16 protein-coding genes are annotated in these 18,392 nt (G+C 63.3%); all 16 read left to right on the forward strand.

The annotated features are described in order from the left end of the window. Positions 1-215 precede the first annotated feature (215 nt). The 16 genes from rpoB to rpmC all read left to right on the forward strand — a co-directional run bounded on the left by rpoB (position 216) and on the right by rpmC (position 18,384). Positions 216-4,370 (forward strand): DNA-directed RNA polymerase subunit beta, encoded by a 4,155-nt coding sequence (rpoB, locus tag C9412_RS00985; protein WP_107229954.1) that lies wholly within the window; start codon positions 216-218, stop codon positions 4,368-4,370. A gap of 87 nt (positions 4,371-4,457) precedes the next feature. Continuing rightward, positions 4,458-8,678, forward strand: coding sequence for a DNA-directed RNA polymerase subunit beta' (gene rpoC, locus C9412_RS00990; RefSeq protein ID WP_107229955.1), 4,221 nt, complete (start codon positions 4,458-4,460; stop codon positions 8,676-8,678). Between the two features lie 283 nt (positions 8,679-8,961). Further along, a complete protein-coding gene (rpsL, locus tag C9412_RS00995) occupies positions 8,962-9,336 on the forward strand; it encodes a 30S ribosomal protein S12 (RefSeq protein WP_004145320.1) in 375 nt (124 codons plus the stop codon). A gap of 12 nt (positions 9,337-9,348) precedes the next feature. Next, entirely contained in the window at positions 9,349-9,822 is a 474-nt protein-coding gene (gene rpsG, locus C9412_RS01000; RefSeq protein ID WP_004145321.1) for a 30S ribosomal protein S7, read from the forward strand. Between the two features lie 138 nt (positions 9,823-9,960). Further along, a complete protein-coding gene (gene fusA / locus C9412_RS01005; protein ID WP_107229956.1) occupies positions 9,961-12,102 on the forward strand; it encodes an elongation factor G in 2,142 nt (713 codons plus the stop codon). Between the two features lie 52 nt (positions 12,103-12,154). Next, positions 12,155-13,345 carry an elongation factor Tu gene (tuf, locus tag C9412_RS01010; RefSeq protein ID WP_057497303.1) on the forward strand — a complete coding sequence of 397 codons (1,191 nt, stop codon included), beginning with the start codon at positions 12,155-12,157 and terminating at the stop codon, positions 13,343-13,345. Between the two features lie 332 nt (positions 13,346-13,677). Further along, on the forward strand, positions 13,678-13,989 hold the full coding sequence (rpsJ, locus tag C9412_RS01015) for a 30S ribosomal protein S10 (protein ID WP_005408208.1): 312 nt from the start codon (positions 13,678-13,680) through the stop codon (positions 13,987-13,989). Between the two features lie 11 nt (positions 13,990-14,000). After that, positions 14,001-14,651 carry a 50S ribosomal protein L3 gene (gene rplC, locus C9412_RS01020; RefSeq protein ID WP_004145336.1) on the forward strand — a complete coding sequence of 217 codons (651 nt, stop codon included), beginning with the start codon at positions 14,001-14,003 and terminating at the stop codon, positions 14,649-14,651. A gap of 12 nt (positions 14,652-14,663) precedes the next feature. Beyond that, on the forward strand, positions 14,664-15,269 hold the full coding sequence (gene rplD, locus C9412_RS01025; RefSeq protein WP_057497304.1) for a 50S ribosomal protein L4: 606 nt from the start codon (positions 14,664-14,666) through the stop codon (positions 15,267-15,269). Further along, positions 15,266-15,565 (forward strand): 50S ribosomal protein L23, encoded by a 300-nt coding sequence (gene rplW / locus C9412_RS01030; protein ID WP_004145338.1) that lies wholly within the window; start codon positions 15,266-15,268, stop codon positions 15,563-15,565. The genes rplD and rplW overlap by 4 nt, the downstream gene beginning before the upstream one ends. 10 nt (positions 15,566-15,575) lie before the next feature. Beyond that, a complete protein-coding gene (gene rplB, locus C9412_RS01035) occupies positions 15,576-16,403 on the forward strand; it encodes a 50S ribosomal protein L2 (protein ID WP_004145339.1) in 828 nt (275 codons plus the stop codon). A gap of 6 nt (positions 16,404-16,409) precedes the next feature. Further along, positions 16,410-16,679, forward strand: coding sequence for a 30S ribosomal protein S19 (gene rpsS / locus C9412_RS01040; protein WP_005415413.1), 270 nt, complete (start codon positions 16,410-16,412; stop codon positions 16,677-16,679). Between the two features lie 12 nt (positions 16,680-16,691). Beyond that, positions 16,692-17,027 (forward strand): 50S ribosomal protein L22, encoded by a 336-nt coding sequence (gene rplV / locus C9412_RS01045; protein WP_080375339.1) that lies wholly within the window; start codon positions 16,692-16,694, stop codon positions 17,025-17,027. 18 nt (positions 17,028-17,045) lie between these two features. Further along, on the forward strand, positions 17,046-17,780 hold the full coding sequence (gene rpsC / locus C9412_RS01050) for a 30S ribosomal protein S3 (protein ID WP_004145350.1): 735 nt from the start codon (positions 17,046-17,048) through the stop codon (positions 17,778-17,780). A 5-nt stretch (positions 17,781-17,785) separates the two neighbouring features. Further along, a complete protein-coding gene (gene rplP, locus C9412_RS01055; protein WP_025879305.1) occupies positions 17,786-18,199 on the forward strand; it encodes a 50S ribosomal protein L16 in 414 nt (137 codons plus the stop codon). Continuing rightward, positions 18,199-18,384 (forward strand): 50S ribosomal protein L29, encoded by a 186-nt coding sequence (rpmC, locus tag C9412_RS01060; protein WP_004154487.1) that lies wholly within the window; start codon positions 18,199-18,201, stop codon positions 18,382-18,384. The genes rplP and rpmC overlap by 1 nt, the downstream gene beginning before the upstream one ends. The last annotated feature ends 8 nt before the right edge of the window (positions 18,385-18,392 follow it).

An 18,392-nucleotide genomic window follows, 5' to 3' on the forward strand; every position in this document is an offset into this window, starting at 1 on the left:
CAACAAGCAGCAGAAAGCCCAACACGGGCTGCGGTCAGACCCCGGCCGGCCAGCGCAGAGCGCGGCAGCGGGGGAGTGGTAGCAGACGAGTTGGCAGTTGGAAGTAGCGGGAGAAGGCGTGCTGGTGCCGGCAATACCAGCGACTTCCAACTGACAATTTCAAGTTCCCTTCAGGGTCGTGGACGCACGGCCCGCACAACAAGGTGGAAGACCTCATGACGTCCTATTCGTTCACCGAAAAAAAGCGTATCCGCAAGGATTTCGGCAAGCAGCGCTCGATTCTCGAAGTGCCGTTCCTGCTCGCCATCCAGGTGGATTCCTATCGTGAATTCCTGCAGGAAAACGTCGATCCGGCCAAGCGCACGGACCACGGCCTGCACGCTGCGCTGAAGTCGGTCTTCCCGATCGCCAGCTACAGCGGCAATGCGGCCCTGGAATACGTCGGCTACAAGCTGGGCGAACCGGTCTTCGACGAACGTGAATGCCGCCAGCGCGGCATGAGCTACGGCGCCCCGCTGCGCGTCACCGTGCGCCTGGTGATCTACGACCGCGAGTCGTCGACCAAGGCCATCAAGTACGTGAAGGAGCAGGAGGTCTATCTGGGCGAAATCCCGCTGATGACCGAGAACGGCACCTTCATCGTCAACGGCACCGAGCGCGTCATCGTCTCGCAGCTGCACCGCTCGCCGGGCGTGTTCTTCGACCACGACCGTGGCAAGACCCACAGCTCGGGCAAGCTGCTGTACAGCGCCCGCATCATTCCTTACCGCGGTTCCTGGCTGGACTTCGAGTTCGACCCGAAGGACGCGCTGTTCACCCGTATCGACCGCCGCCGCAAGCTGCCGGTGTCGATCCTGCTGCGCGCGCTCGGCTACAGCAACGAAGAGATGCTGGCCGAGTTCTTCGAGATCAACACCTTCCACATCAACCCGGATGAAGGCGTCCAGCTGGAGCTGGTGCCCGAGCGCCTGCGTGGCGAAACCCTGGGCTTCGACCTCGCCGACGGCGACAAGGTCATCGTGGAAGCTGGCAAGCGCATCACAGCGCGCCACATCAAGCAGCTGGAAGCCTCGGGCATCGCCGCCCTGGCCGTGCCGGACGACTACATCGTCGGCCGCATCCTGTCGCACGACGTGGTCGATGCCTCCACCGGCGAACTGCTGGCCCAGGCCAACGACGAGATCAGCGACGAGCAGCTGCAGAACTTCCGCAAGGCCGGCGTCGATGCGGTGGGCACCCTGTGGGTGAACGACCTGGATCGTGGCCCGTACCTGTCCAACACCCTGCGCATCGATCCGACCAAGACCCAGCTGGAAGCCCTGGTCGAGATCTACCGCATGATGCGTCCGGGCGAGCCGCCGACCAAGGATGCCGCGCAGAACCTGTTCCACAATCTGTTCTTCACCTTCGAGCGCTACGACCTGTCCGCGGTCGGCCGCATGAAGTTCAACCGTCGCGTGGGCCGCAAGGAAACCACCGGCGAAGCCGTGCTGTACGACAGCAAGTACTTCGGTGAGCGCAACGACGAAGAGTCCAAGCGCCTGGTTGCCGCCCATGGCGACAGCTCCGACATCCTGGACGTGATCAAGGTCCTGACCGAGATCCGCAACGGTCGCGGCGTGGTCGACGATATCGACCACCTGGGCAACCGTCGCGTGCGTTCGGTCGGCGAAATGGCTGAGAACGTGTTCCGCGTGGGCCTGGTCCGCGTCGAGCGCGCGGTCAAGGAGCGCCTGTCGATGGCCGAGTCCGAAGGCCTGACCCCGCAGGAGCTGATCAACGCCAAGCCGGTCGCCGCGGCCATCAAGGAGTTCTTCGGCTCCTCGCAGCTGTCGCAGTTCATGGACCAGAACAACCCGCTGTCGGAAGTGACCCACAAGCGTCGCGTCTCGGCCCTCGGCCCGGGCGGTCTGACCCGTGAGCGCGCCGGCTTCGAAGTGCGCGACGTGCACCCGACCCATTACGGCCGCGTCTGCACCATCGAAACCCCGGAAGGCCCGAACATCGGCCTGATCAACTCGCTGGCCGTGTACGCCCGCACCAACCAGTACGGTTTCCTCGAGACCCCGTACCGCAAGGTCGTGGACGGCAAGGTCTATGACGAAGTCGAGTTCCTGTCGGCCATCGAAGAAAACGAGTACGTCATTGCGCAGGCCAACGCGCTGACCGACGCCAACAGCGTGCTGACCGAGCAGTTCGTCCCCTGCCGTTACCAGGGCGAATCGCTGCTGAAGCCGCCGGCGGAAGTCCACTTCATGGACGTCTCGCCGATGCAGACCGTGTCGATCGCGGCCGCGCTGGTTCCGTTCCTGGAGCACGATGACGCCAACCGCGCACTGATGGGCGCCAACATGCAGCGTCAGGCCGTGCCGACCCTGCGTGCGCAGAAGCCGCTGGTCGGTACCGGTATCGAGCGCGCCGTGGCGCGTGACTCCGGCGTGACCGTGAACGCCCGCCGTGGTGGCGAGATCGTGCAGATCGACGCCGCCCGCATCGTGGTCAAGGTCAACGAGGAAGAGATCGTTGGCGCCACCGACGCCGGCGTGGACATCTACAACCTGGTCAAGTACACCCGCTCGAACCAGAACACCTGCATCAACCAGCGTCCGCTGGTCCAGGTGGGTGATGTCATCGCCCGCGGCGACGTGCTGGCCGACGGTCCGTCCACCGACATCGGCGAACTGGCCCTGGGCCAGAACATGCTGATCGCGTTCATGCCGTGGAACGGCTACAACTTCGAAGACTCCATCCTGCTCTCTGAGCGCGTGGTGGAAGAGGATCGCTACACCACGATCCACATCGAAGAGCTGACCTGCGTCGCGCGTGACACCAAGCTGGGGCCGGAGGAAATCTCGGCCGACATCCCGAACGTTTCCGAGCAGGCGCTGAACCGCCTGGACGAGAGCGGCGTGGTGTACATCGGTGCCGAAGTCCGCGCCGGCGACATCATGGTCGGCAAGGTCACCCCGAAGGGCGAAAGCCAGCTGACCCCGGAAGAGAAGCTGCTGCGTGCGATCTTCGGCGAGAAGGCTTCGGACGTGAAGGACAGCTCGCTGCGCGTTCCGCCGGGCATGGACGGCACCGTCATCGACGTGCAGGTCTTCACCCGCGATGGCATCGAGAAGGACAAGCGCGCCCGTCAGATCGAAGAATCTGAAATCAAGCGCGTCAAGAAGGACTTCGACGACCAGTTCCGCATCCTGGAAGCGGCCATCTACATGCGTCTGCGTTCGCAGATCGTGGGCAAGGTGGTCAACGGTGGCGCCGGCCTGAAGAAGGGCGACGTGATCTCCGACGCCTTCCTGGACGGCCTGAAGAAGGCCGACTGGTTCGCCCTGCGCATGAAGGACGAGGACGCGTCGGAAGCCATCGAGCGCGCGCAGAAGCAGATCCAGGCGCACGAGAAGGAATTCGAGCGTCGCTTCGCCGACAAGCGCGGCAAGATCACCGCCGGCGACGATCTCGCCCCGGGCGTGCTGAAGATGGTCAAGGTGTTCCTGGCCGTGAAGCGCCGCATCCAGCCGGGCGACAAGATGGCAGGCCGCCACGGTAACAAGGGTGTGGTGTCCAACGTGGTGCCGGTCGAGGACATGCCGTACATGGCCTCGGGCGAAACCGTGGACATCGTGCTGAACCCGTTGGGCGTGCCGTCGCGTATGAACATCGGCCAGATCCTGGAAGTGCACCTGGGCTGGGCGGCCAAGGGTCTGGGTCGCAAGATCCAGGCGATGATGGAAGCCCAGGCGGCCGTGGCCGACCTGCGCAAGTTCCTGGACGACATCTACAACCACGATGACACCAACGTGGCCAACCGTGTCGACCTGTCGCAGTTCAGCGACGAGGAACTGCTGCGCCTGGCCCGCAACCTGACCGACGGCGTGCCGATGGCCACCCCGGTGTTCGACGGTGCCACCGAAGCGGAAATCAAGCGCATGCTGGAACTGGCCGACCTGCCGAGCAGTGGCCAGACCCAGCTGTACGACGGCCGCACCGGTGAAGCCTTCGATCGCCACACCACCGTTGGCTACATGCACTACCTGAAGCTGAACCACCTGGTCGACGACAAGATGCACGCCCGTTCGACCGGCCCGTACTCGCTCGTCACCCAGCAGCCGCTGGGCGGCAAGGCGCAGTTCGGCGGCCAGCGCTTCGGTGAAATGGAAGTCTGGGCGCTGGAAGCCTACGGCGCGGCCTACACCCTGCAGGAAATGCTGACGGTGAAGTCCGATGACGTGCAGGGCCGCAACCAGATGTACAAGAACATCGTCGACGGTGAGCACGAGATGGTCGCGGGCATGCCGGAATCCTTCAACGTGCTTGTGAAGGAAATCCGCTCGCTGGCCATCAACATGGAACTGGAAGACAACTGATCCATGCCGGCGCGGCGGTTCGCCGCCGCGCCGCTGGCAGTGACCTGAAAGCCCATCGACACAGCATTCCTCCTTCTGGAGAACACCATGAAAGACCTGCTCAACCTCTTCAACCAGCAGCGCCAGACGCTGGACTTCGACGCGATCAAGATCGCGCTGGCCTCGCCGGACCTGATCCGTTCGTGGTCCTTCGGCGAAGTGAAGAAGCCGGAAACCATCAACTACCGTACCTTCAAGCCGGAACGTGACGGCCTGTTCTGCGCCGCCATCTTCGGGCCGGTCAAGGACTACGAGTGCCTGTGCGGCAAGTACAAGCGCATGAAGCACCGCGGCGTGGTCTGCGAAAAGTGCGGCACCGAAGTGACCCTGGCCAAGGTGCGTCGTGAGCGCATGGGCCACATCGACCTGGCGTCGCCGGTCGCGCACATCTGGTTCCTGAAGTCGCTGCCGTCGCGCATCGGCCTGATGCTGGACATGACCCTGCGCGACATCGAGCGCGTGCTGTACTTCGAAGCCTACGTGGTGACCGAGCCGGGCCTGACCGCCCTGGAGCGCCGCCAGCTGCTGACCGAAGAACAGTACCTGCAGGCCCGCCAGGAGCACGGTGACGACTTCGACGCCGCCATGGGCGCCGAGGCCGTGTACGAACTGCTGCGCACCATCGACCTGCAGTCGGAAATGACCCGCCTGCGCGAGGAAATCGCCGCCACCGGTTCGGAAACCAAGCTCAAGCGCCTCACCAAGCGCATCAAGCTGATCGAAGCCTTCCTGGAATCGGGCAACCGTCCGGAGTGGATGGTCATGACCGTGCTGCCGGTGCTGCCGCCGGACCTGCGTCCGCTGGTGCCGCTGGACGGCGGCCGCTTCGCGACCTCCGACCTGAACGACCTGTACCGCCGCGTCATCAACCGTAACAACCGCCTGCGCCGCCTGCTCGAACTGAGCGCGCCGGACATCATCGTGCGCAATGAAAAGCGCATGCTGCAGGAATCGGTCGATGCGCTGCTGGACAACGGCCGTCGTGGCCGTGCCATCACCGGCACCAACAAGCGCCCGCTGAAGTCGCTGGCCGACATGATCAAGGGCAAGCAGGGTCGCTTCCGTCAGAACCTGCTGGGCAAGCGCGTCGACTACTCGGGCCGTTCGGTCATCGTGGTCGGTCCGTACCTGCGCCTGCACCAGTGCGGCCTGCCGAAGAAGATGGCGCTGGAGCTGTTCAAGCCGTTCGTCTTCGCCAAGCTGCAGCGTCGTGGCCTGGCCACCACCATCAAGGCCGCCAAGAAGCTGGTCGAGCGCGAAGAAGCCGAAGTCTGGGACATCCTGGAAGAGGTCATCCGCGAGCATCCGGTGATGCTGAACCGTGCGCCGACCCTGCACCGTCTGGGCATCCAGGCGTTCGAGCCGGTGCTGATCGAAGGCAAGGCCATCCAGCTGCACCCGCTGGTCTGCACCGCGTTCAACGCCGACTTCGACGGTGACCAGATGGCCGTCCACGTGCCGCTCTCGCTGGAAGCCCAGCTGGAAGCGCGTGCGCTGATGATGTCGACCAACAACATCCTGTCGCCGGCCAACGGCGAGCCGATCATCGTGCCGTCGCAGGACGTCGTGCTGGGTCTGTACTACATGACCCGCTCGCTGGAGAACAAGAAGGGCGAGGGCATGGCCTTCGCCAACATCGCCGAAGTCAAGCGTGCCTACGACAACCGCGTGGTGGAACTGCACGCGCGCGTCAAGGTCCGCATCACCGAAGTGGTGACCGACGAGGAAGGCAACAAGCAGCCGAAGACCTCGATCGTGGATACCACGATCGGTCGCGCCCTGCTGGCTGAAATCCTGCCGGAAGGCCTGCCGTTCGCGCTGGCCAACACCGAGCTGACCAAGAAGAACATCAGCCGCCTGATCAACTCCAGCTACCGCCAGCTGGGTCTGAAGGACACGGTCGTGTTCGCCGACAAGCTGATGTACACCGGCTTCGCCTACGCGACCCGCGCCGGCGTCTCGATCGGCATCGACGACATGCTGATCCCGGACGAGAAGAAGGGCATCCTCACCGAGGCCGAAGCCGAAGTGCTGGAAATCCAGGAGCAGTACCAGTCGGGTCTGGTCACCGCCGGCGAGCGCTACAACAAGGTGGTCGACATCTGGTCGCGCACCAACGAGCGCATCGCCAAGGCGATGATGGACACCATCGGTACCGAGAAGGTGGTCAATGCCAAGGGTGAGACCATCGACCAGAAGTCGATGAACTCGCTGTACATCATGGCCGACTCCGGTGCGCGTGGTTCGCAGGCGCAGATCCGTCAGCTGGCCGGCATGCGTGGCCTGATGGCGCGTCCGGATGGCTCGATCATCGAGACGCCCATCAAGGCGAACTTCCGCGAAGGCCTGAACGTGCAGGAGTACTTCAACTCCACCCACGGTGCCCGTAAGGGTCTGGCCGATACCGCGCTGAAGACCGCGAACTCGGGTTACCTGACCCGTCGTCTGGTCGACGTGGCGCAGGACGTGGTGATCACCGAGGTGGATTGCGGTACCACCGAAGGCCTGATCATGACCCCGATCGTGGAAGGCGGCGACGTGGTCGAACCGCTGAAGGACCGCGTGCTGGGTCGCGTGGTTGCCGAGGACGTGTTCCTGCCGGGCAACGACGAAGATCCGATCGTGACCCGCAACACCCTGCTCGACGAAGCCTGGGTGGCCAAGCTGGAAGATGCCGGCGTGCAGAGCATCAAGGTCCGCTCGACGATCTCGTGCGAATCGGCCTTCGGTGTCTGCGGTCGCTGCTACGGTCGCGATCTGGCCCGTGGCCACCTGGTCAACATCGGTGAAGCGGTCGGCGTCATCGCCGCCCAGTCCATCGGTGAGCCGGGTACCCAGCTGACCATGCGTACGTTCCACATCGGTGGTGCGGCGTCGCGTGCGGCTGCGGTCGACAACATCACGGTCAAGACCACCGGTTCGGTCAAGTTCAACAACCTCAAGTCGGTCGAGCACGCCAATGGCTCGCTGGTCGCAGTGTCGCGCTCGGGCGAAATCTCGGTGCTCGACGCGCACGGCCGTGAGCGTGAGCGCTACAAGCTGCCCTACGGTGCCAACATCACCTCCAAGGACGGCGAAGCGGTCAAGGCTGGCCAGACCGTGGCCAACTGGGATCCGCACAACCACCCGATCGTTTCCGAAGTGGCCGGTTTCGTGCGCTTCGTGGACTTCATCGACGGCATCACCGTCATCGAGAAGACCGACGAACTGACCGGCCTGGCGTCGCGTGAGATCACCGACCCGAAGCGTCGTGGTTCGCAGGGCAAGGATCTGCGTCCGCTGGTCCGCATCGTCGATGCCAAGGGCAACGACCTGTCGATCCCGGGCACCGATCTGCCGGCGCAGTACCTGCTGCCGCCGCGCTCGATCGTCAACCTGCAGGACGGCGCCCCGGTGGGCGTGGGCGACGTCGTCGCCAAGATCCCGCAGGAAGCATCGAAGACCCGCGACATCACCGGTGGTCTGCCGCGCGTGGCCGACCTGTTCGAAGCGCGCAAGCCGAAGGATCCGGCGGTGCTGGCCGAGCGTTCGGGCATCATCAGCTTCGGCAAGGACACCAAGGGCAAGCAGCGCCTGATCATCAAGGACACCGATGGTTCGGAGCACGAAGAGCTGATTCCGAAGTACCGCCAGGTCATCGTGTTCGAAGGCGAGCATGTCACCAAGGGTGAAACCATCGTGGACGGCGAGCCGAGCCCGCAGGACATCCTGCGTCTGCTGGGTGTCGAACCGCTGGCGGCCTACCTGGTGAAGGAAATCCAGGACGTGTACCGCCTGCAGGGCGTGAAGATCAACGACAAGCACATCGAGGTGATCACCCGCCAGATGCTGCGCAAGGTCGAGATCACCGATCAGGGCAGCAGCAAGTTCCTGAACGGCGAACAGGTGGAGCGTCAGCGCGTGATCGAGGAGAATGCGCGCCTGTCGACCCGCAACGAGCTGCCGGCCCAGTTCGATCCGGTGCTGCTGGGTATCACCAAGGCCTCGCTGGCGACCGAGTCGTTCATCTCGGCGGCGTCCTTCCAGGAAACCACCCGCGTGCTGACCGAAGCGGCCGTCCGCGGCACCTCGGACAACCTGCGTGGCCTGAAGGAAAACGTCATCGTCGGCCGCCTGATTCCGGCCGGTACCGGCCTGGCGTACCACAGCAACCGCCGTCGTGGCGCGTCCGGTCTCACCGAGTCGGAGATGCAGACCCTGGCCGGCACCCCGGCCGCGGTCGAGGCACCGGCCGCCGAAGTGGAAGCTGAACAGGCTTCGGAAGACTGAAACACCGGTCCGGCCGGTAGAGTCGAGCTTGCTCGACTGCACCGATCGGGCCAAGGACAGGGCAGGGTGGACCGCTCGCGGTTCACCCCGCCAACCTGAACGGGGTACATGGAGGCCCCCCAGTAACGTTCCGGGATCAGGAACGGGCTTGACAGGAGGCGTTTGACTGCTTTCCTGGCAGGTTGCTACAATCGTCTGTCTCAGCAGGCCAAAATTTCGGCCTGCTTTAACATTTCCGCATCTCTGGTCGGATTTTCCGGCCACCAATCAGAAGAACCTACTGATGGCGACGATCAACCAGCTGGTCCGCAAGCCGCGGCAAGCGACCACCTACAAGAGTGCCTCGCCGGCGCTCGACAAGTGCCCGCAGCGCCGTGGCGTCTGCACCCGTGTCTACACCACCACTCCGAAGAAGCCGAACTCGGCTCTGCGCAAGGTTGCCAAGGTCCGCCTGACCAACCAGGAAGAAGTGATTTCCTACATCGGTGGTGAAGGCCACAACCTGCAGGAGCACTCCGTGGTCCTGATCCGCGGCGGTCGCGTCAAGGACCTGCCGGGTGTGCGTTACCACACCGTTCGTGGCTCGCTCGACGCCGCCGGCGTTGCCAAGCGTCGCCAGGCCCGTTCCAAGTACGGCGCCAAGCGTCCGAAGGCATAAGGAGAGAGCACTATGTCGCGTAAGGGTAATACTCCGCAGCGTTCCGTCCTGCCCGATCCGAAGCACGGAAGCGAAACCATCGCCCGCTTCATCAACATGGTCATGCAGAGCGGCAAGAAGTCCGTCGCCGAAAAGATCGTGTACGGCGCCATGGACGTGATCACCGAGAAGAACAGCAGCGCCAACGCCATTGAGCTGGTGCAGAAGGCGCTGGACAACGTCGCTCCGGCGGTCGAAGTCAAGTCGCGCCGCGTCGGTGGTGCCACCTACCAGGTGCCGGTCGAAGTGCGTTCGTCGCGCAAGATGGCTCTGGCCATGCGCTGGCTGATCGACTCCGCGCGCAAGCGTGGTGAGAACACCATGCCGAAGAAGCTGGCCGCTGAACTGATCGACGCCTCGGAAAACCGTGGCGGCGCCATCAAGAAGCGCGAAGAAACCCACCGCATGGCCGAAGCCAACAAGGCATTCGCCCACTACCGCTGGTGAGTTTGACGGCCTTGTAAAACAGGCAGGGCAGCACCATTACGGTGCTGCCTCGCGGCCCCAGAAGGGCTGCGCCAATCCGAAGGCCGCCGCAAGGCGGCGTTCGGCCATCCGAATTCCAAGAAATCTGAGAGGCTCCCCGTGGCCCGTTCCACTCCCATCGAGCGTTACCGCAACTTCGGCATCATGGCCCACATTGATGCCGGCAAGACCACCACGTCCGAGCGCATCCTGTTCTACACCGGCAAGAGCCACAAGATCGGTGAAGTGCACGACGGCGCCGCCACCATGGACTGGATGGAGCAGGAGCAGGAGCGTGGCATCACGATCCAGTCCGCTGCCACCACCGCGTTCTGGAAGGGCATGGACAAGTCCCTGCCGGAGCACCGCTTCAACATCATCGACACCCCCGGGCACGTCGACTTCACCATCGAAGTGGAGCGCTCGCTGCGCGTGCTTGACGGTGCCGTCTTCGTGCTGTGTGCCGTCGGTGGCGTGCAGCCGCAGTCGGAAACCGTGTGGCGCCAGGCCAACAAGTACCACGTGCCGCGCATCGCGTTCGTCAACAAGATGGACCGCACCGGTGCCAACTTCCAGAAGGTCGTCGGCCAGCTGAAGGCCAAGCTGGGCGCCGTTGCCGTGCCGATGCAGCTGCCGATCGGCGCTGAAGACAACTTCAAGGGCGTCGTCGACCTGCTGAAGATGAAGGCCATCCACTGGGATGAAGCCTCGCAGGGCATGAAGTTCGAATACAGCGACATCCCGGCCGACCTGCAGGGCCCGGCGGAAGAAGCTCGCCAGTTCATGGTCGAGACCGCTGCCGAAGCCAGCGAAGAGCTGATGGAAAAGTACCTGGGCGGCGAAGAGCTGGCCGAGGCTGAAATCATCAACGCGCTGCGTACCCGCACCCTGGCCACCGAAATCGTGCCGATGTACTGCGGCTCGGCCTTCAAGAACAAGGGCGTGCAGGCCATGCTGGACGGCGTGATCCAGCTGCTGCCGTCGCCGGTCGACGTGCCGGACGTGAAGGGCGTGGACGTTGACGACGACACCGTCGAAATGACCCGCAAGTCGGACGACAAGGCTCCGTTCTCGTCGCTGGCCTTCAAGATCATCACCGACCCGTTCGTCGGCGCGCTGACCTTCTTCCGTGTCTACTCGGGCACCCTGAACGGTGGCGACACCGTGCTGAACTCGGTGAAGGGCAAGAAGGAGCGCATCGGCCGTATCCTGCAGATGCACTCGAACAACCGCGAGGAAATCAAGGAAGTTCTGGCCGGTGACATCGCCGCGGCCGTGGGTCTGAAGGACACCACCACCGGTGACACCCTGTGCGCCGTGGACGCCCCGATCATCCTGGAGCGCATGACGTTCCCGGAGCCGGTGATCTCGATGGCTGTCGAGCCGAAGACCAAGTCGGACCAGGAAAAGATGGGTCTGGCCCTGGGCCGTCTGGCGCAGGAAGATCCGTCGTTCCGCGTCAAGACCGACGAAGAATCCGGCCAGACCATCATCTCGGGCATGGGCGAGCTGCACCTGGACATCATCGTCGACCGCCTGAAGCGCGAGTTCAACGTTGAAGCCAACGTCGGCGCGCCGCAGGTGGCCTACCGCGAAACCATCACCCTGGCCGACGTCAAGTCGGACTACAAGCACGCCAAGCAGTCCGGTGGTAAGGGTCAGTACGGTCACGTCGTGATCGAACTGTCGCCGATCACCGCTGCCGACCGTGCCGATCCGAAGCTGGCTCCGGCCATCAAGGATGACTTCCTGTTCATCAACGACATCACCGGCGGCGTGATCCCGAAGGAATTCATTCCGTCGGTCGAGAAGGGCCTGCGCGAAACCATCACCAGCGGTCCGCTGGCTGGCTTCCCGGTCGTGGACGTCAAGGTGAAGCTGGTGTTCGGTTCGTACCACGACGTCGACTCCTCGGAAATGGCGTTCAAGCTGGCTTCGTCGATGGCCTTCAAGCAGGGCTTCGCCAAGGCCAAGCCGGTGCTGCTGGAGCCGATCATGAAGGTCGAGATCGTGACCCCGGAGGATTACCAGGGTGACGTGATGGGCGACGTCAGCCGTCGTCGCGGCGTGCTGCAGGGTTCCGACACCACCGGTGACGGTTCGGCCAGCATCATCAACGCGATGATCCCGCTGGGTGAAATGTTCGGCTACGCCACTGCGCTGCGTTCGCAGACCCAGGGCCGCGCCACCTTCACCATGGAATTCGATCACTACGAGCCGGCGCCGACCAACATCGCCGAAGCCGTCATGAAGAAGGGCTGAGCCTCGCTCAGCCTCTCTTGAAACCACTTACGAACAATCAAGGTATAGAACAATGGCAAAGGGTAAGTTCGAGCGCACCAAGCCGCACGTCAACGTCGGCACCATCGGTCACGTCGACCATGGCAAGACCACGCTGACCGCTGCACTGACCAAGATCGGTGCCGAGCGTTTCGGTGGCGAGTTCAAGGCGTATGACGCCATCGACGCCGCGCCGGAAGAAAAGGCTCGTGGTATCACGATCTCGACCGCACACGTCGAATACGAATCCCCGACCCGTCACTACGCCCACGTTGACTGCCCGGGCCACGCTGACTACGTCAAGAACATGATCACCGGTGCTGCCCAGATGGACGGCGCGATCCTGGTGTGCTCGGCCGCTGACGGCCCGATGCCGCAGACCCGCGAGCACATCCTGCTGTCGCGTCAGGTCGGCGTGCCGTACATCGTCGTGTTCCTGAACAAGGCCGACATGGTTGACGACGCCGAGCTGCTCGAGCTGGTCGAGATGGAAGTGCGCGAACTGCTGAGCAAGTACGAGTTCCCGGGCGACGACACCCCGATCATCGCCGGTTCGGCCCGTCTGGCGCTGGAAGGCGACCAGAGCGACATCGGCGTGCCGGCCATCCTGAAGCTGGTCGATGCCCTGGACACCTGGATTCCGGAGCCGGAGCGTGCGATCGACAAGCCGTTCCTGATGCCGGTGGAAGACGTGTTCTCGATCTCGGGCCGCGGCACCGTGGTGACCGGTCGTATCGAGCGCGGCATCATCAAGGTCGGCGACGAAATCGAAATCGTCGGTATCCGTCCGGTGCAGAAGACCACCGTGACCGGCGTGGAAATGTTCCGCAAGCTGCTGGACCAGGGCCAGGCAGGCGACAACGCCGGTCTGCTGCTGCGCGGCACCAAGCGTGACGACGTCGAGCGCGGCCAGGTTCTGGCCAAGCCGGGTTCGATCAAGCCGCACACCAAGTTCGAAGGCGAAGTCTACGTCCTGTCGAAGGACGAGGGCGGCCGTCACACCCCGTTCTTCAACGGCTACCGTCCGCAGTTCTACTTCCGCACCACCGACATCACCGGCGCTGCCAAGCTGCCGGAAGGCGTCGAAATGGTGATGCCGGGTGACAACATCAAGATGGAAGTCACCCTGATCAACCCGGTGGCAATGGACGAAGGCCTGCGCTTCGCCATCCGCGAAGGCGGCCGTACCGTCGGCGCCGGCGTGGTCTCGAAGATCATCGAGTAATCTGGTAGTATCTGCGCCCCGATGTTGCCTGGGTAGGGCATCGGGGCGTATCAAATGGGAAAGCAGGCACAGGATGTGCCTTGTGTTCCCCGGACCAGGAAGGGTCAATGCCATTCAGGCGGCGTCAACAGGCGACTGTTGACAGCTGCCTTGCGTGCCATTATGCTTCTACGTCTGGGCAGGCCTGGGAACGGGTCTGCCTACGTTTTTGAGGTCTACGGATTGACCTTGTCGGCCTGCAGGAGTGTGGGCCGTCCGTATTCAGGAATTTCATGGGACAAAGCAACCCAGAGGCTTTGTCTGTCGCTCTTTTAACGAAGGAACCTACCGCCATGGCGGACCAAAAGATCCGGATCCGGCTGAAAGCGTTCGATCATCGTCTGATCGACCGTTCGGCCAGCGAGATCGTTGAAACGGCAAAGCGGACCGGCGCGCAAGTGCGTGGCCCGATCCCGCTGCCGACCAAGATCGAGCGTTACACCGTTCTCGTCTCCCCGCACGTCGACAAGGACGCGCGTGACCAGTACGAGACCCGCACGCACAAGCGCGTGCTCGATATCGTTGACCCGAATGACAAGACCGTGGACGCGCTGATGAAGCTCGAACTGGCTGCCGGCGTCGACGTTCAGATCAAGCTGACCTGAGGACTACGACCATGACGAAGAAGTATTCGTTGGGCTTCGTGGGCCGCAAGGCCGGCATGAGCCGCGTGTTCACCGAAGATGGTCGTTCCATCCCGGTGACCCTGATCGAAGCAACCCCGAACCGCATCGCGCAGATCAAGACCGTCGAAACCGACGGCTACAGCGCTGTGCAGGTGACCGTCGGCGCGCGTCGCGCTGCCCTGGTCAACAAGCCGGAAGCCGGCCACTTCGCCAAGGCGAAGGTGGAAGCGGGTCGTGGCCTGTGGGAATTCCGCGTTGAAGACGCGCAGCTCGGCGATTTCGCCGTTGGCGGCGAAGTCAAGGCGGACATCTTCGAAGTCGGCCAGATCGTCGACGTCCAGGGTGTCACCAAGGGTAAGGGCTTCCAGGGCACCATCAAGCGCCACAACTTCCGTATGGGCGATGCAACCCACGGTAACTCGCTGTCGCATCGCGCGCCGGGTTCGCTGGGTCAGCGCCAGACCCCGGGTCGCGTTTTCCCGGGCAAGAAGATGTCGGGCCACATGGGCGCGGTGCAGCAGAGCACCCAGAACCTGGAAGTGGTCAAGGTCGACGTCGAGCGCGGTCTGATCGCGGTTCGCGGCGCCGTTCCGGGCGCGGCGGGTGGCGATGTGATCGTCCGTCCGGCGAGCAAGGCATAAGGAGAGATGACGATGGAACTCGTTATCACGGGTAGCAACAACAAGGTCTCGGTCTCCGAAGCCGTGTTCGGTCGCGATTTCAGCGAAGATCTGGTCCACCAGGTCGTCGTTGCTTACCGCAACGCCGGTCGCGCCGGCACCAAGGCACAGAAGACTCGCTCCGAAGTGGCTGGTACCACCAAGAAGTCGAAGAAGCAGAAGGGCGGCGGCGCGCGTCATGGCGCACTGACGGCTCCGATCTTCGTCGGCGGCGGTGTCACCTTCGCGGCCAAGCCGCGCAGCTTCGAGCAGAAGGTCAATCGTAAGCAGTACCGTGCCGCCATGTGCGCGATCCTGTCCGAGCTGAACCGTCAGGGCCGTCTGACCATCGTGGAGGCCTTCGATGTCGAAGCCACCAGCACGAAGGGTCTGATCGCCAAGCTGGCCGGCCTGGAAGTGGGCAAGCGCCCGCTGATCGTCACCGAAGATGCCTCCGAGCACCTGTACCTGTCCGCCCGCAATCTGCCGTACGTGCAGGTGCGTGACGTCCAGGGCCTGGATCCGGTGTCGCTGGTCGGTGCCGACACGGTCGTCATCACCGCTGACGCGGTCAAGAAGGTCGAGGAGTGGCTGGCATGAACAGCAACGAAAAAATCTTCAGCGTGCTGCGTGCCCCGCGTGTCTCCGAAAAGACCGCGCGCCTGCAGGAACTCTCCAACCAGTATGTCTTCGAAGTTTCGAACGAAGCCACCAAGGCCGATGTAAAGGCCGCGGTTGAGCAGCTGTTCGACGTCAAGGTCGAAGCCGTCAACGTGGTCAACGTCAAGGGCAAGAACAAGTCCTTCCGTAACCGTGCTGGCCGCCGCGGCGATTGGCGCAAGGCGTACGTTCGCCTGGCCGACGGCCAGTCGATCGATGTAACGGCCAAGGCCTGAGGTACATCCCATGCCATTGATGAAATTCAAGCCCACTTCCCCCGGTCGTCGTTCGGCCGTGCGCGTGGTCACGCCCGACCTGCACAAGGGTGCTCCGCACGCCGCACTGGTCGAGTCGCAGAGCCGCTCGGGTGGTCGTAACCACCACGGCCGCATCACCGTGCGTCACGTCGGTGGTGGTGCCAAGCAGCACTACCGCATCATCGACTTCAAGCGCAACAAGCTGGGCATCCCGGCGCGCGTGGAACGCATCGAATACGATCCGAACCGCACCGCCCACATCGCCCTGCTGTGCTACGTCGACGGTGAGCGTCGCTACATCATCGCCCCGAAGGGTCTGAAGGCTGGTGATCAGGTGATCGCTGGTTCGGACGCCCCGATCAAGGCCGGCAACACCCTGCCGCTGCGCAACATCCCGGTCGGTACCACCATCCACTGCATCGAACTGAAGCCCGGCAAGGGCGCTCAGATCGCCCGCGCCGCTGGTGCGGCCGTGCAGCTGGTGGCCCGTGAAGGCATCTACGCCACCCTGCGCCTGCGCTCGGGTGAAATGCGTAAGGTTCCGGTCGAGTGCTGCGCCACCATCGGCGAAGTCGGCAACGACGAGCACAGCCTGGAAAAGCTGGGCAAGGCCGGTGCCAAGCGCTGGCGCGGCGTCCGCCCGACCGTTCGTGGTGCTGCCATGAACCCGGTTGACCACCCGCACGGTGGTGGTGAGGCGAAGGCCGGCCAGGGTAACCCGCACCCGGTCACCCCGTGGGGTGTCCCGACCAAGGGTTACAAGACGCGCCATAACAAGCGCACTCAGCAGTTCATCGTCCGCGATCGTAGGGGCTAATCGACCATGGCACGTTCACTCAAGAAGGGCCCGTTCGTCGATCACCACCTCGTCAAGAAGGTGGAGGCCGCTGCGGGCAGCAAGAAGCCGATCAAGACCTGGTCGCGCCGTTCGATGATCCTGCCTGACATGGTAGGCATCACCATTGCCGTGCATAACGGCAAGAACCACATCCCGGTTCTCGTCAACGAGAACATGGTCGGCCACAAGCTCGGCGAATTTGCCATCACCCGGACCTTCAAGGGTCACGGTGGTGACAAGAAGTCGGGCAAGTAAGGAGAGATGACAATGGAAGCGAAAGCCATCCTGCGCACTGCGCGCATCTCCCCGCAGAAGGCTCGTCTGGTCGCTGACCAGGTGCGCGGTCTGCCGGCCGAGCGTGCGGTCAACCTGCTGAAGTTCTCGGACAAGAAGGCTGCCCACCTGATCAAGAAGGTGGTGGAGTCGGCTATTGCCAACGCCGAGAACAACCAGGGCGCCGACGTCGACGAGCTGAAGGTTCAGACCATCATGGTTGATGAAGGTCCGACCCTGAAGCGTTTCATGGCGCGGGCGAAAGGCCGCGGTACCCGCATCCTCAAGCGCACCAGCCACATCACTGTGGTTGTGGGCGCCGGCAAGTAAGCGGATAAGGAAAAGACCATGGGTCATAAAGTTCATCCGATTGGTATCCGTCTCGGTATTTCCAAGGACTGGAACTCCAAGTGGTACGCCAACAAGGCCGAGTTCGCTGGTTACCTGGCAGCCGACCTGAAAGTGCGCGAAATGCTGCGCAAGAAGCTGGCTCAGGCCGGCATCAGCAAGATCCTGATCGAGCGTCCGGCCAAGACCGCTCGCGTGACGATCCACACCGCCCGTCCGGGCGTGGTGATCGGCAAGCGCGGTGAGGACATCGAGAAGCTGCGCAAGGAAGTGAGCGAGATGATGGGCGTCCCGGCGCACATCAACGTCACCGAAGTGCGCAAGCCGGAACTGGACGCGCAGCTCGTTGCCGAGTCGATCGCCCAGCAGCTGGAGCGTCGCATCATGTTCCGCCGTGCCATGAAGCGCTCGGTCGGCAACGCGATGCGCCTGGGTGCCCTGGGCATCAAGGTCAACGTCGGTGGCCGCCTCAACGGTGCAGAAATCGCCCGTTCGGAGTGGTACCGCGAAGGCCGCGTGCCGCTGCACACCCTGCGTGCCGACATCGACTATGGCTTCGCTGAAGCCAAGACGACCTACGGCATCATCGGCATCAAGGTCTGGATCTACAAGGGCGAAGTCTTCGATTTCTCCCAGGTTGGCCAGGAAAAGCAGGACGACACCCCGTCGCGCAACGATCGTCACGATCGCGGCGACCGTGGTGACCGTCAGCGCCCGGCTCGTGAAGCGAGGTAACGACAATGTTGCAACCCAAGCGAACCAAGTACCGCAAGGTACACAAGGGCCGTAACGAAGGCCTGAGCTGGAGCGCCAACGCTGTCAGCTTCGGCGAATACGGCCTGAAGGCAACCGCACACGGTCAGCTGACCGCGCGTCAGATCGAAGCGGCCCGCCGCTCGATCAGCCGCTACGTCAAGCGCGGCGGCAAGATGTGGATCCGCGTGTTCCCCGACAAGCCCATCACCAAGAAGCCCATCGAAGTTCGAATGGGTTCGGGTAAGGGCAACGTGGAATACTGGGTGGCCCAGATCCAGCCCGGCCGCATGATCTATGAAATCGAGGGTGTTACCGAAGAAGTGGCACGCGAGGCGTTCCGCCTGGCCGCCGCCAAGCTCTCGGTCACCACCACTTTCGTGACCCGTACGGTGCGCTGATGGATATCAAAACTCTCCGTGAAAAGTCGGCTGACGAACTGAAGGCCCACCTGATCGACCTGCGTAAGGAACAGTTCTCTGTCCGTATGCAGCAGGTCACCGGCCAGCTGCCGAAGACCCACGACATCCGCCGGGTCCGTCGCGAGATTGCTCGCGTCAAGACCCTGCTCGGCAGCACGAAGTAAGGATGGCC

The organism is Stenotrophomonas sp. Nf1, assembly GCF_003028475.1.
Lineage (GTDB): Bacteria > Pseudomonadota > Gammaproteobacteria > Xanthomonadales > Xanthomonadaceae > Stenotrophomonas.

Excerpts from the sequence above, each read along its gene's own strand:
- rpoB (WP_107229954.1), top strand. The coding sequence starts at position 216 with ATGACGTCCTATTCGTTCACCGAAAAAAAGCGTATCCGCAAGGATTTC.
- rpoC (WP_107229955.1), top strand. The coding sequence starts at position 4,458 with ATGAAAGACCTGCTCAACCTCTTCAACCAGCAGCGCCAGACGCTGGAC.
- rpsL (WP_004145320.1), top strand. The coding sequence starts at position 8,962 with ATGGCGACGATCAACCAGCTGGTCCGCAAGCCGCGGCAAGCGACCACC.
- rpsG (WP_004145321.1), top strand. The coding sequence starts at position 9,349 with ATGTCGCGTAAGGGTAATACTCCGCAGCGTTCCGTCCTGCCCGATCCG.
- tuf (WP_057497303.1), top strand. The coding sequence starts at position 12,155 with ATGGCAAAGGGTAAGTTCGAGCGCACCAAGCCGCACGTCAACGTCGGC.
- rpsJ (WP_005408208.1), top strand. The coding sequence starts at position 13,678 with ATGGCGGACCAAAAGATCCGGATCCGGCTGAAAGCGTTCGATCATCGT.
- rplC (WP_004145336.1), top strand. The coding sequence starts at position 14,001 with ATGACGAAGAAGTATTCGTTGGGCTTCGTGGGCCGCAAGGCCGGCATG.
- rplD (WP_057497304.1), top strand. The coding sequence starts at position 14,664 with ATGGAACTCGTTATCACGGGTAGCAACAACAAGGTCTCGGTCTCCGAA.
- rplW (WP_004145338.1), top strand. The coding sequence starts at position 15,266 with ATGAACAGCAACGAAAAAATCTTCAGCGTGCTGCGTGCCCCGCGTGTC.
- rplB (WP_004145339.1), top strand. The coding sequence starts at position 15,576 with ATGCCATTGATGAAATTCAAGCCCACTTCCCCCGGTCGTCGTTCGGCC.
- rpsS (WP_005415413.1), top strand. The coding sequence starts at position 16,410 with ATGGCACGTTCACTCAAGAAGGGCCCGTTCGTCGATCACCACCTCGTC.
- rplV (WP_080375339.1), top strand. The coding sequence starts at position 16,692 with ATGGAAGCGAAAGCCATCCTGCGCACTGCGCGCATCTCCCCGCAGAAG.
- rpsC (WP_004145350.1), top strand. The coding sequence starts at position 17,046 with ATGGGTCATAAAGTTCATCCGATTGGTATCCGTCTCGGTATTTCCAAG.
- rplP (WP_025879305.1), top strand. The coding sequence starts at position 17,786 with ATGTTGCAACCCAAGCGAACCAAGTACCGCAAGGTACACAAGGGCCGT.
- rpmC (WP_004154487.1), top strand. The coding sequence starts at position 18,199 with ATGGATATCAAAACTCTCCGTGAAAAGTCGGCTGACGAACTGAAGGCC.